Consider the following 13,994-nt stretch of genomic DNA (forward strand, 5'->3'; position numbering starts at 1 on the left):
GGTTTTATCTCAAAGGCGCTATCACCGCCGCCATGCCGATGAACTGTTGACTATGCTTTTAGTGGATAAACCACGATAAGAGCATAAAAATGAAGGCGTTCGATCTCCACCGTATGGCATTTGATAAAGTGCCTTTTGATTTCCTTGGCGAAGTTGCACTACGTAGTCTTTATACCTTTGTACTGGTTTTTTTGTTCCTCAAAATGACCGGAAGACGCGGTGTGCGGCAGATGTCGCTTTTTGAAGTGTTAATCATTCTGACGCTGGGGTCAGCGGCGGGGGATGTGGCGTTTTATGATGATGTGCCGATGGTTCCGGTGCTTATCGTCTTTATTACTCTGGCGTTGTTATACCGTCTGGTAATGTGGTTGATGGCGCACAGTGAAAAACTGGAGGATCTTCTGGAAGGCAAGCCGGTTGTCATTATTGAGGATGGTGAGCTGGCCTGGTCGAAACTTAATAACTCCAACATGACGGAATTTGAGTTCTTTATGGAGCTGCGACTGCGTGGAGTGGAGCAGTTGGGGCAGGTACGTCTGGCGATTCTCGAAACCAACGGGCAAATCAGTGTCTATTTCTTTGAAGATGACAAGGTCAAACCGGGATTACTTATTTTACCCAGTGACTGTACTCAGCGTTACAAAGTGGTGCCTGAGTCGGCGGACTATGCTTGCATCCGTTGCAGTGAGATCATTCATATGAACGCAGGGGAAAAACAATTATGTCCGCGCTGTGCAAATCCAGAATGGACGAAGGCAAGTCGGGCTAAACGGGTGACCTGACAGCAAAAAAATCGGTTTTTGGACAATAATCCGAGAGATTCTATTGTGTGACGCGTGCCGCATTTTTGCCCTCGACTGTTTTACCCATTGCGATGCGCGCCACTGAATGATAAAACCGATAGCCACAGGAATAATGTATTACCCGCGGTCGCAATCGATTGTCCGTGGGTTAATGGCAACGCAACGTGGTGAGGGGAAATGGCTCAAATCTTCAATTTTAGTTCTGGTCCGGCAATGCTACCGGCAGAGGTGCTTAAACAGGCTCAACAGGAACTGCGCGACTGGAACGGTCTTGGTACGTCGGTGATGGAAGTGAGCCACCGTGGTAAAGAGTTCATTCAGGTTGCAGAGGAAGCCGAGAAGGATTTTCGCGATCTTCTTAATATCCCCTCCAACTATAAAGTATTGTTCTGCCACGGCGGTGGTCGCGGTCAGTTTGCTGCTGTTCCGCTGAATATTCTTGGTGATAAAACCACTGCAGATTATGTTGATGCCGGTTACTGGGCGGCAAGTGCCATTAAAGAAGCGAAAAAATACTGCAAGCCAAATGTCTTTGACGCCAAAGTGACTGTTGATGGTCTTCGTGCGGTTAAGCCAATGCGTGAATGGCAGCTCTCTGATAATGCCGCTTATATGCATTACTGCCCAAATGAGACCATCGATGGTATCGCCATCGACGAAACGCCAGACTTTGGTAAAGAAGTGGTGGTTGCAGCCGACTTCTCTTCAACAATTCTTTCCCGTCCAATTGACGTCAGTCGTTACGGTGTGATTTATGCTGGCGCACAGAAAAATATCGGCCCGGCGGGCCTGACAATCGTCATCGTTCGTGAAGACTTACTGGGTAAAGCGAATATCGCTTGTCCGTCGATTCTGGATTATTCCATCCTTAACGATAACGACTCAATGTTTAACACGCCGCCGACATTTGCCTGGTACCTGTCCGGTCTGGTATTCAAATGGCTGAAAGCGAACGGCGGCGTGGCTGCAATGGATAAAATCAATCAGCAAAAAGCAGAACTGCTGTATGGGGTGATTGATAACAGCGATTTCTACCGCAATGACGTGGCGAAAGCTAACCGTTCGCGGATGAACGTGCCGTTCCAGTTGGCGGACAGTGCGCTTGACAAATTGTTCCTTGAAGAGTCTTTTGCTGCGGGGCTGCATGCCCTGAAAGGGCATCGTGTGGTCGGCGGTATGCGTGCGTCAATTTATAACGCAATGCCTCTGGAAGGCGTTAAAGCGCTGACAGACTTCATGATTGAGTTCGAACGCCGTCACGGCTAATGCCGAAATTTTGCTTAATCCCCACAGCCAGCCTGTGGGGTTTTTATTTCTGTTGTAGAGAGTTGAGTTCATGGAATCCCTGACGTTACAACCCATCGCTCGTGTCGATGGCACCATTAATCTGCCCGGTTCCAAGAGCGTTTCTAACCGCGCTTTATTGCTGGCGGCATTAGCACACGGCAAAACAGTATTAACCAATCTGCTGGATAGCGATGACGTGCGCCATATGCTGAATGCATTAACAGCGTTAGGGGTAAGCTATACGCTTTCAGCCGATCGTACGCGTTGCGAAATCATCGGTAACGGCGGTCCATTACACGCAAAAAGTGCCCTGGAGTTGTTCCTCGGTAACGCCGGAACGGCAATGCGTCCGCTGGCGGCAGCTCTTTGTCTGGGTAGCAATGATATTGTGCTGACCGGTGAACCGCGTATGAAAGAACGCCCCATTGGTCATCTGGTGGATGCGCTGCGCCTGGGCGGGGCGAAGATCACTTACCTGGAACAAGAAAATTATCCACCATTGCGTTTACAGGGCGGCTTTACTGGCGGCAACGTTGACGTTGATGGCTCCGTTTCCAGCCAGTTCCTCACCGCACTGTTAATGACTGCGCCTCTTGCACCGGAAGATACGGTGATTCGTATTAAAGGCGATCTGGTCTCTAAACCTTATATCGACATCACACTCAATCTGATGAAGACGTTTGGTGTTGAAATTGAAAATCAGCACTATCAACAATTTGTCGTAAAAGGCGGGCAGTCTTATCAGTCTCCGGGTACTTATTTGGTCGAAGGCGATGCATCTTCGGCTTCTTACTTCCTGGCAGCAGCAGCAATCAAAGGCGGCACTGTAAAAGTGACCGGCATTGGACGCAACAGTATGCAGGGTGATATTCGCTTTGCTGATGTGCTGGAAAAAATGGGCGCGACCATTTGCTGGGGCGATGATTATATTTCCTGCACGCGTGGTGAACTGAACGCTATTGATATGGATATGAACCATATTCCCGATGCGGCGATGACCATTGCCACGGCGGCATTATTTGCAAAAGGCACTACCACGCTGCGCAATATCTATAACTGGCGTGTTAAAGAGACCGATCGCCTGTTTGCGATGGCAACAGAGCTACGTAAAGTCGGCGCGGAAGTAGAAGAGGGGCACGATTACATTCGTATCACTCCACCGGAAAAACTGAACTTTGCCGAGATCGCAACATACAATGATCACCGGATGGCGATGTGTTTCTCGCTGGTGGCGTTGTCAGATACACCAGTGACGATTCTTGATCCCAAATGCACGGCCAAAACATTTCCGGATTATTTCGAGCAGCTGGCGCGGATTAGCCAGGCAGCCTGAATGAACAACGTGCAATAAATAGCCAAATCTTTCTTTATCAATACGTCGGCACATTGCCGGCGTTTTTTTTCGGACCTTGTGAGTCATTTTGATTAATGGTAGCGTCGTTTGTCGATGTAAGTTATTGATACATAATATTTATATATGATTAATCAACGGATGATTCACATGAAGAATACTAAATTACTGCTGGCGATTGCGGCCTCTGCAGCTTTACTGACAGGGTGTCAGAATACCCACGGTATTGATACCAATATGGCTATCAGCTCAGGTTTAAATGCCTATAAAGCAGCAACGTTAAGCGATGCTGATGCAAAAGCGATTGCCAATCAGGGCTGTGCCGAAATGGACAGCGGCAATCAAGTCGCAAGTAAATCCAGCAAGTACGGTAAACGTCTGGCAAAAATCGCCAAAGCATTGGGTAACAATATTAATGGCACGCCGGTCAACTATAAGGTTTATATGACCAGCGACGTCAATGCATGGGCGATGGCGAACGGCTGTGTTCGTGTCTACAGTGGCCTGATGGACATGATGAACGACAACGAAATTGAAGGCGTTCTGGGTCATGAACTGGGCCACGTCGCGTTGGGTCACTCGCTGGCTGAAATGAAAGCTTCTTATGCGATCGTTGCCGCACGTGATGCGATTTCCGCTACCAGCGGTGTGGCTTCCCAGCTTTCTCGCTCACAATTAGGTGATATCGCAGAAGGCGCGATCAATGCTAAATACTCCCGCGATAAAGAGTCCGAAGCAGATGATTTCTCCTTTGATCTGTTGAAGAAACGTGGCATCAGCACCCAGGGGCTGGTTGGCAGCTTTGAAAAATTGGCCAGCCTGGATGGCGGCCGTACCCAGTCCATGTTTGACTCTCATCCACCATCAACAGAGCGTGCGCAACACATCCGTGATCGTATCGCCTCTGGTAAGTAAATCATTGTCATCTTTCGGGCTGGTCTTCTGCCAGCCCGCTATAATTGCGCAATAAATCCCCATCTGAATACAGACAAAACTGGTTTTTGCACACAACGTTAACGATTTGTGGCGTCGGCGCGTATAATGCGCGCGGTTATGTTAACGGTACGCCTGTTTTAAGGAGATAAAGATGACGGCAATTGCCCCGGTTATTACCATTGATGGCCCAAGCGGTGCAGGGAAAGGCACCTTGTGTAAGGCTATGGCGGAAGCGTTGCAATGGCATCTGCTGGACTCGGGTGCAATTTATCGCGTACTGGCACTGGCGGCATTACATCACCATGTTGATGTTGCAACGGAAGATGCGCTCGTGCCGCTGGCATCCCATCTGGATGTACGTTTTGTGTCGACCAATGGCAATCTGGAAGTGATCCTCGAAGGGGAAGATGTCAGCGGCGAAATTCGTACTCAGGAAGTGGCGAATGCTGCTTCACAAGTCGCGGCATTCCCACGCGTTCGTGAAGCATTATTGCGTCGCCAACGCGCGTTTCGCGAATTACCAGGCTTGATTGCCGATGGCCGCGATATGGGAACGGTGGTATTCCCTGATGCGCCAGTGAAAATTTTCCTTGACGCCTCCTCGGAAGAACGTGCGCATCGCCGCATGCTACAGTTGCAGGAGAAGGGCTTTAGTGTTAACTTTGAGCGCCTTTTGGCCGAGATCAAAGAACGCGACGACCGCGATCGTAACCGAGCGGTAGCGCCACTGGTTCCGGCAGCCGATGCTTTAGTGTTGGATTCCACCACCTTAAGCATTGAGCAAGTGATTGAAAAAGCGCTACAATACGCGCGCCAGAAATTGGCTCTCGCATAAGCGACCGAATTTGCAGTACCCCCGTTGCAATGGAATGACAGCGGGTATGTTAAACAACCCCATCCGGCATGGAGCCAGGTGGACGTTAAATATAAACCTGAAGATTAAACATGACTGAATCTTTTGCTCAACTCTTTGAAGAGTCCTTAAAAGAAATCGAAACCCGCCCGGGTTCTATCGTTCGTGGCGTTGTTGTTGCTATCGACAAAGACGTAGTACTGGTTGACGCTGGTCTGAAATCTGAGTCCGCCATCCCGGCTGAGCAGTTCAAAAACGCCCAGGGCGAGCTGGAAATCCAGGTAGGTGACGAAGTTGACGTTGCTCTGGACGCAGTAGAAGACGGCTTCGGTGAAACTCTGCTGTCCCGTGAGAAAGCTAAACGTCACGAAGCCTGGATCACGCTGGAAAAAGCTTACGAAGATGCTGAAACTGTTACCGGTGTTATCAACGGCAAAGTTAAGGGCGGCTTCACTGTTGAGCTGAACGGTATTCGTGCGTTCCTGCCAGGTTCTCTGGTAGACGTTCGTCCGGTGCGTGACACTCTGCACCTGGAAGGCAAAGAGCTTGAATTCAAAGTAATCAAGCTGGATCAGAAGCGCAACAACGTTGTTGTTTCTCGTCGTGCCGTTATCGAATCCGAAAACAGCGCAGAGCGCGATCAGCTGCTGGAAAACCTGCAGGAAGGCATGGAAGTTAAAGGTATCGTTAAGAACCTCACTGACTACGGTGCATTCGTTGATCTGGGCGGCGTTGACGGCCTGCTGCACATCACTGATATGGCCTGGAAACGCGTTAAGCATCCGAGCGAAATCGTCAACGTGGGCGACGAAATCACTGTTAAAGTGCTGAAGTTCGACCGCGAACGTACCCGTGTATCCCTGGGCCTGAAACAGCTGGGCGAAGATCCGTGGGTAGCTATTGCTAAACGTTATCCGGAAGGTACCAAACTGACTGGTCGCGTGACCAACCTGACCGACTACGGCTGCTTCGTTGAAATCGAAGAAGGCGTTGAAGGCCTGGTACACGTTTCCGAAATGGATTGGACCAACAAAAACATCCACCCGTCCAAAGTTGTTAACGTTGGCGATGTCGTGGAAGTTATGGTTCTGGATATCGACGAAGAACGTCGTCGTATCTCCCTGGGTCTGAAACAGTGCAAAGCTAACCCGTGGCAGCAGTTCGCGGAAACCCACAACAAGGGTGACCGTGTTGAAGGTAAAATCAAGTCTATCACTGACTTCGGTATCTTCATCGGCCTTGACGGCGGCATCGACGGCCTGGTTCACCTGTCTGACATCTCCTGGAACGTTGCAGGCGAAGAAGCAGTTCGTGAATACAAAAAAGGCGACGAAATCGCTGCAGTTGTTCTGCAGGTTGACGCAGAACGTGAACGTATCTCCCTGGGCGTTAAACAGCTCGCAGAAGATCCGTTCAACAACTGGGTTGCTCTGAACAAGAAAGGCGCTATCGTAACCGGTAAAGTAACTGCAGTTGACGCTAAAGGCGCAACCGTAGAACTGGCTGACGGCGTTGAAGGTTACCTGCGTGCTTCTGAAGCATCCCGTGACCGCGTTGAAGACGCTACCCTGGTTCTGAGCGTTGGCGACGAAGTTGAAGCTAAATTCACCGGCGTTGATCGTAAAAACCGCGCAATCAGCCTGTCTGTTCGTGCGAAAGACGAAGCTGACGAGAAAGATGCAATCGCAACTGTTAACAAACAGGAAGATGCAAACTTCTCCAACAACGCAATGGCTGAAGCTTTCAAAGCAGCTAAAGGCGAGTAATTCTCTGACTCTTCGGGATTTTTATTCCGAAGTTTGTTGAGTTTACTTGACAGATTGCAGGTTTCGTCCTGTAATCAAGCACTAAGGGCGGCTACGGCCGCCCTTAATCAATGCAGCAACAGCAGCCGCTAAATTTGCCTTTAAGGAACCGGAGGAATCATGACCAAGTCAGAATTGATAGAAAGACTTGCCACCCAGCAATCGCACATTCCCGCCAAGACGGTTGAAGATGCAGTAAAAGAGATGCTGGAGCATATGGCCTCGACTCTTGCGCAGGGCGAGCGTATTGAAATCCGCGGTTTCGGCAGTTTCTCTTTGCACTACCGCGCACCACGTACCGGACGTAATCCGAAGACTGGCGATAAAGTAGAACTGGAAGGAAAATACGTTCCTCACTTTAAACCAGGTAAAGAACTGCGCGATCGCGCCAATATTTACGGTTAAGTTTTTACTCAAACTTGAACGCGAGAAAAGCACCTGTCGGGTGCTTTTTTCATTTCTCTAATCTGGAACTGGAAGCTGCCTCGCAGAGTTTTGAGCAGTTTTCACCCTGTCGTTAAATTCTTCTGAACGTGCCTCGGGGAACGCAAAACTTCCACCAGACAACCATTCAACAAAGTTGCACACTTTCTATAAACAGGGAGGGTGCATGAAAATAACGACAGTCGGAGTATGCATAATTTGCGGAATTTTTCCGTTGCTGATTTTGCCCCAATTGCCAGGGACAGTAACCCTTGTGCTTCTGACTATCTTCGCCTGCGTACTGGCATTTATTCGTGTTAAAGCCGTCCGTTATATCGCGCTGACGTTGCTGTTTTTTCTTTGGGGCATATCAGCGGCAAAGCAAATTTTGTGGGCAGGAGAAACCTTAACTGGCTCGACGCAGGATGCAATTGTTGAGATCATTGCTACTGACGGCATGACCACTCATTACGGTCAAATTACTCATCTACAAGGTCGACGTATATTCCCTGCGCCAGGCCTCGTACTGTATGGCGAATATCTTCCGCAAGCGGTTTGTGCCGGACAAGTATGGTCAATGAAACTCAAAGTTCGTGCAGTTCATGGCCAACTTAATGATGGCGGCTTTGATAGCCAGCGTTATGCCATTGCCCAGCATCAACCGCTCACCGGGCGTTTTCTGCAGGCAAGTGTCATTGAACCGAATTGTAGCCTGCGTGCACAGTATCTGGCGTCACTACAAACAACGCTGCAACCCTATATGTGGAACGCGGTTATTCTTGGATTAGGTATGGGGGAACGGTTATCCGTCCCCAAAGAAATCAAAAATATCATGCGTGATACTGGAACGGCGCATTTAATGGCGATATCAGGATTGCACATCGCTTTTGCGGCGTTGCTGGCTGCAGGACTCATTCGCGGTGGGCAAGTTTTTCTGCCTGGGTGCTGGATCCACTGGCAAATGCCATTAATTGGTGGAATCTGCTGTGCTGCTTTTTACGCCTGGCTAACGGGAATGCAACCTCCTGCATTGCGTACCGTGGTGGCGCTTGCCATTTGGGGAATGCTTAAGTTAAGTGGACGACAATGGAGTGGCTGGGATGTATGGATATGTTGTCTGGCGGCAATTTTGCTGATGGATCCTGTTGCCATTCTCTCGCAAAGTTTATGGCTCTCTGCCGCTGCGGTCGCGGCACTGATTTTTTGGTATCAGTGGTTTCCCTGTCCGGAGTGGCAGCTGCCGCCGGTATTGCGCGCGGTTGTTTCCCTCATCCATCTGCAACTGGGAATCACCCTCCTGCTTATGCCCGTGTAAATCGTCATATTTCATGGCATTAGTCTGACCTCGTTTATTGCAAACCTATTTGCAATTCCCCTGGTGACATTTATCACGGTTCCGTTGATCCTCGCAGCGATGGTTATGCATTTAAGCGGGCCGTTAATCGTAGAACAAGGAGTATGGTTTCTTGCCGACCGGTCTTTGGCTTTACTTTTCTGGGGGTTAAAGAGTTTGCCGGAAGGGTGGATCAACATTGCTGAACGTTGGCAATGGCTAACATTTTCCCCATGGTTCTTACTGGTGGTATGGCGATTAAACGCCTGGCGAGCGTTGCCGGCAATGTGTGTGGCTGGAGGCTTGCTGATGTGCTGGCCGCTGTGGCAAAAACCTCGGCCTGACGCGTGGCAGGTGTACATGCTTGATGTCGGGCAAGGGCTGGCAATGGTCATTGCGCGAAACGGTAAAGCGATTCTCTATGACACCGGACTGGCCTGGCCGGAGGGGGATAGTGGGCAACAACTGATTATCCCCTGGCTACGCTGGCATAATCTTGAACCAGAAGGCGTCATTTTGAGTCATGAACATCTGGATCATCGGGGAGGGCTGGACTCGATATTACGAGCCTGGCCGACGTTATGGGTCAGAAGCCCTTTAAGCTGGGAACATCATCAGCCCTGTGTGCGTGGCGAAGCGTGGCAATGGCAAGGATTGCGTTTCAGCGCGCACTGGCCTTTACAAGGTAGCAACGATAAAGGAAATAACCATTCCTGTGTGGTTAAGATTGATGACGGGACGAATAGCATTCTTCTAACCGGTGATATTGAAGCCCCCGCTGAACAAAAGATGCTAAGCCGTTACTGGCAGCAAATGCAGGCAACATTACTTCAGGTACCTCACCATGGCAGTAATACCTCATCATCGTTGCCATTAATTCAGCGAGTGAATGGAAAAGTGGCACTCGCATCGGCATCGCGCTATAACGCATGGCGACTGCCCTCTAACAAAGTTAAGCATCGCTATCAACAACAGGGTTATACGTGGCTTGATACTCCTCATCAGGGGCAAGTAACGGTCGATTTTTCAGCGCAAGGCTGGCGGATTAGCAGCCTCAGGGAGCAAATTTTACCTCGTTGGTATCATCAGTGGTTTGGCGTGCCAGTGGATAACGGGTAGAATATGCGGCTATTTCAACAAATGCTGGTTTTTTGAATGCATAACGACAAAGATCTCTCTACGTGGCAGACGTTCCGCCGACTGTGGCCAACCATTGCGCCTTTTAAAGCGGGTCTGATCGTGGCGGGCGTAGCGTTAATCCTCAACGCAGCCAGCGATACCTTCATGTTATCGCTCCTTAAGCCACTTCTTGATGATGGCTTTGGTAAAACAGATCGCTCCGTGCTGGTGTGGATGCCGCTGGTGGTGATCGGGCTGATGATTTTACGTGGTATCACCAGCTATGTCTCCAGCTACTGTATCTCCTGGGTATCAGGAAAGGTGGTAATGACCATGCGTCGCCGCCTGTTTGGTCACATGATGGGAATGCCAGTTTCATTCTTTGACAAACAGTCAACGGGTACGCTGTTGTCACGTATCACCTACGATTCCGAACAGGTTGCTTCTTCTTCTTCCGGCGCACTGATTACTGTTGTGCGTGAAGGTGCGTCGATCATCGGCCTGTTCATCATGATGTTCTATTACAGTTGGCAACTGTCGATCATTTTGATTGTGCTGGCACCGATTGTTTCGATTGCGATTCGCGTTGTATCGAAGCGTTTTCGCAACATCAGTAAAAACATGCAGAACACCATGGGGCAGGTGACCACCAGCGCAGAACAAATGCTGAAGGGCCACAAAGAAGTATTGATTTTTGGTGGTCAGGAGGTGGAAACGAAACGCTTCGATAAAGTCAGTAACCGAATGCGTCTTCAGGGGATGAAAATGGTTTCAGCCTCTTCCATCTCTGATCCGATCATTCAGTTGATCGCCTCTTTAGCGCTGGCGTTTGTTCTGTATGCGGCGAGCTTCCCTAGCGTCATGGATAGCCTGACTGCCGGTACGATTACCGTTGTTTTCTCTTCAATGATTGCACTGATGCGTCCGCTGAAATCGCTGACCAACGTTAACGCCCAGTTCCAGCGCGGTATGGCGGCTTGTCAGACGCTGTTTACCATTCTGGACAGTGAGCAGGAGAAAGACGAAGGTAAGCGCGTGATCGAGCGTGCGACTGGCGACGTAGAATTCCGCAATGTCACCTTTACTTATCCGGGACGTGATGTACCCGCATTGCGTAACATCAACCTGAAAATTCCGGCAGGGAAGACGGTTGCTCTGGTTGGACGCTCTGGTTCAGGTAAATCAACCATCGCCAGCCTAATCACACGTTTTTACGATATTGATGAAGGCGAAATCCTGATGGATGGTCACGATCTGCGCGAGTATACCCTGGCGTCTTTACGTAACCAGGTTGCTCTGGTGTCGCAGAATGTCCATCTGTTTAACGATACGGTTGCCAACAACATTGCTTACGCACGGACAGAACAGTACAGCCGTGAGCAAATTGAAGAAGCGGCGCGTATGGCCTACGCCATGGACTTCATCAATAAGATGGATAACGGTCTCGATACAGTGATTGGTGAAAACGGCGTGCTGCTCTCTGGCGGTCAGCGTCAGCGTATTGCCATCGCTCGAGCCTTGTTGCGTGATAGCCCGATTCTGATTCTGGACGAAGCTACCTCGGCGCTGGATACCGAATCTGAACGTGCGATTCAGGCGGCACTGGATGAGTTGCAGAAAAACCGTACCTCTCTGGTGATTGCCCACCGCTTGTCTACCATTGAAAAGGCAGACGAAATCGTGGTCGTCGAGGATGGTGTCATTGTGGAACGCGGTACGCATAACGATTTGCTTGAGCACCGTGGCGTTTACGCGCAACTTCACAAAATGCAGTTTGGCCAATGATCGAAAAAATCTGGTCTGGTGAATCCCCTTTGTGGCGGCTATTGCTGCCACTCTCCTGGTTGTATGGTCTGGTGAGTGGCGCGATCCGTCTTTGCTATAAACTAAAACTGAAGCGCGCCTGGCGTGCCCCCGTACCGGTTGTCGTGGTTGGTAATCTCACCGCTGGCGGCAACGGAAAAACTCCGGTCGTTGTCTGGCTGGTGGAACAGTTGCAACAGCGCGGTATTCGCGTGGGAGTCGTGTCCCGGGGATATGGCGGTAAGGCTGAATCGTATCCGCTGTTATTGTCGGTAGATACCACCACAGCACAGGCGGGTGATGAACCTGTGTTGATTTATCAACGCACTGGCGCGCCTGTTGCGGTTTCTCCCGTGCGTTCTGATGCGGTAAAAGCCATTCTGGCGCAACACCCTGATGTGCAGATCATCGTAACCGACGACGGTTTACAGCATTATCGTCTGGCGCGTGATGTTGAAATCGTCGTTATTGATGGCGTGCGTCGCTTTGGCAATGGCTGGTGGTTGCCGGCGGGGCCAATGCGTGAGCGAGCGGGGCGCTTAAAGTCGGTTGATGCGGTAATCGTCAACGGCGGTGTCCCCCGCAGCGGTGAAATCCCCATGCATCTGCTGCCGGGGCAGGCGGTGAATTTACGTACCGGTACGCGTTGTGACGTTGCTCAACTTGAACATGTGGTGGCGATGGCGGGGATTGGGCATCCGCCGCGCTTTTTTGCCACGCTGAAGATGTGCGGCGTACAACCGGAAAAATGTGTACCACTGGCCGATCATCAGTCTTTGAATTATACGGATGTCAGCGCGTTGGTAAGCGACGGGCAAACGCTAGTTATGACTGAAAAAGATGCGGTGAAATGCCGGGCCTTTGCAGATGATAATTGGTGGTATTTGCCTGTTGACGCACAGCTTTCAGGCGATGAACCAGCGAAACTGCTTGCGCAACTAACCTCGCTGGCTTCTGGCAACTAGTTACGCCGCGGCAGCGTTCGATTGATGGAGTCATGAATGTCGCTGCCGCACCTCTCCCTTGCTGATGCGCGTAATCTTCACCTTGCCGCGCAAGGCCTGTTAAACAAACCCCGCCGTCGAGCGTCGTTGGAGGATATTCCGGCAACGATCTCCCGCATGTCCTTGCTGCAAATCGATACCATCAATATTGTTGCCCGTAGTCCATATCTGGTGCTTTTCAGTCGTCTGGGAAATTATCCTGCGCAGTGGTTGGATGAGTCTCTGGCGCGTGGCGAATTAATGGAATACTGGGCGCATGAAGCCTGCTTTATGCCACGTAGCGATTTTCGTCTTATTCGCCACCGCATGCTGGCACCTGAAAAAATGGGCTGGAAATACAAAGACGCCTGGATGCAGGAACATGCGGCAGAAATTGCACAGTTAATTCAACATATTCATGATAAGGGGCCGGTACGTTCAGCCGATTTCGAGCATTCTCGTAAAGGTGCAAGCGGTTGGTGGGAATGGAAGCCGCATAAACGGCATCTGGAAGGTTTATTTACTGCCGGAAAGGTGATGGTGATTGAACGGCGCAACTTCCAGCGCGTTTATGATTTAACCCACCGTGTCATGCCTGACTGGGATGATGAGCGCGATCTCGTTTCGCAAACAGAAGCAGAAATCATCATGCTGGATAACAGTGCGCGTAGCCTGGGCATATTCCGCGAACAGTGGCTGGCAGATTACTATCGGCTGAAACGTCCGGCACTGGCGGCTTGGCGCGAAGCGAGGGCTGAACAGCAGCAAATCATTGCTGTGCATGTTGAAAAATTGGGCAATCTTTGGCTGCATGCTGATTTGCTGCCGCTACTCGAACGCGCGCTCGCCGGAAAGCTCACTGCAACGCACAGCGCGGTACTTTCGCCTTTTGATCCTGTTGTCTGGGATCGCAAACGCGCGGAGCAGCTTTTTGATTTTAGCTACCGGCTGGAGTGCTATACCCCAGCGCCGAAACGCCAGTATGGCTATTTTGTTCTGCCGTTATTACATCGTGGGCAATTAGTTGGGCGAATGGATGCCAAAATGCATCGCCAGACAGGCATCCTTGAAGTTATCTCTCTGTGGTTACAGGAAGGCATTAAACCAACGACAACGCTGCAAAAAGGGTTACGTCAGGCGATTACTGATTTCGCTAACTGGCAGCAGGCAACGCGGGTGACATTAGGACGCTGCCCGCAAGGCCTCTTTACTGATTGCCGCGCCGGCTGGGAAATAGACCCCGTCGCATAAATGATTATGATAAGATTTATGCATTCATAACCCGATCCATCTGGAGG

Annotated in this window: 10 protein-coding genes and 1 pseudogene; all 11 read left to right on the forward strand. The window is 50.4% G+C overall.

The genetic code is table 11. The features are described 5' to 3' along the window. Positions 1-89 precede the first annotated feature (89 nt). A complete protein-coding gene (locus tag QUF14_RS05335) occupies positions 90-782 on the forward strand; it encodes a DUF421 domain-containing protein (protein ID WP_000642852.1) in 693 nt (230 codons plus the stop codon). Between the two features lie 198 nt (positions 783-980). Then, positions 981-2,069 carry a 3-phosphoserine/phosphohydroxythreonine transaminase gene (gene serC, locus QUF14_RS05340; RefSeq protein ID WP_000057129.1) on the forward strand — a complete coding sequence of 363 codons (1,089 nt, stop codon included), beginning with the start codon at positions 981-983 and terminating at the stop codon, positions 2,067-2,069. A gap of 70 nt (positions 2,070-2,139) precedes the next feature. Further along, entirely contained in the window at positions 2,140-3,423 is a 1,284-nt protein-coding gene (gene aroA / locus QUF14_RS05345; RefSeq protein ID WP_000445247.1) for a 3-phosphoshikimate 1-carboxyvinyltransferase, read from the forward strand. A gap of 168 nt (positions 3,424-3,591) precedes the next feature. Further along, complete coding sequence (gene ycaL, locus QUF14_RS05350; RefSeq protein WP_001353317.1) at positions 3,592-4,356, forward strand: metallopeptidase YcaL; 765 nt, start codon at positions 3,592-3,594, stop codon at positions 4,354-4,356. A 172-nt stretch (positions 4,357-4,528) separates the two neighbouring features. Continuing rightward, the gene (gene cmk, locus QUF14_RS05355; protein ID WP_000125021.1) at positions 4,529-5,212 is read left to right on the forward strand and encodes a (d)CMP kinase; all 684 of its coding nucleotides are present in this window, start codon (positions 4,529-4,531) and stop codon (positions 5,210-5,212) included. 110 nt (positions 5,213-5,322) lie between these two features. Then, positions 5,323-6,996, forward strand: coding sequence for a 30S ribosomal protein S1 (gene rpsA, locus QUF14_RS05360; protein ID WP_000140327.1), 1,674 nt, complete (start codon positions 5,323-5,325; stop codon positions 6,994-6,996). 159 nt (positions 6,997-7,155) lie between these two features. Then, positions 7,156-7,440, forward strand: coding sequence for an integration host factor subunit beta (ihfB, locus tag QUF14_RS05365; RefSeq protein ID WP_000167336.1), 285 nt, complete (start codon positions 7,156-7,158; stop codon positions 7,438-7,440). Between the two features lie 205 nt (positions 7,441-7,645). Continuing rightward, positions 7,646-9,910, forward strand: a pseudogene (locus QUF14_RS05370) (ComEC family protein). 36 nt (positions 9,911-9,946) lie between these two features. Continuing rightward, positions 9,947-11,695, forward strand: a complete 1,749-nt coding sequence (msbA, locus tag QUF14_RS05375) for a lipid A ABC transporter ATP-binding protein/permease MsbA (protein WP_000551270.1) — start codon at positions 9,947-9,949, stop codon at positions 11,693-11,695. After that, positions 11,692-12,678 carry a tetraacyldisaccharide 4'-kinase gene (lpxK, locus tag QUF14_RS05380; RefSeq protein WP_000570558.1) on the forward strand — a complete coding sequence of 329 codons (987 nt, stop codon included), beginning with the start codon at positions 11,692-11,694 and terminating at the stop codon, positions 12,676-12,678. The genes msbA and lpxK overlap by 4 nt, the downstream gene beginning before the upstream one ends. Before the next feature lie 36 nt (positions 12,679-12,714). Further along, positions 12,715-13,947 (forward strand): crosslink repair DNA glycosylase YcaQ, encoded by a 1,233-nt coding sequence (ycaQ, locus tag QUF14_RS05385; RefSeq protein WP_000056518.1) that lies wholly within the window; start codon positions 12,715-12,717, stop codon positions 13,945-13,947. Positions 13,948-13,994 lie beyond the last annotated feature (47 nt).

This window comes from Escherichia sp. HH091_1A, assembly GCF_030295175.1.
Classification (GTDB): Bacteria; Pseudomonadota; Gammaproteobacteria; order Enterobacterales; family Enterobacteriaceae; genus Escherichia; species Escherichia coli_F.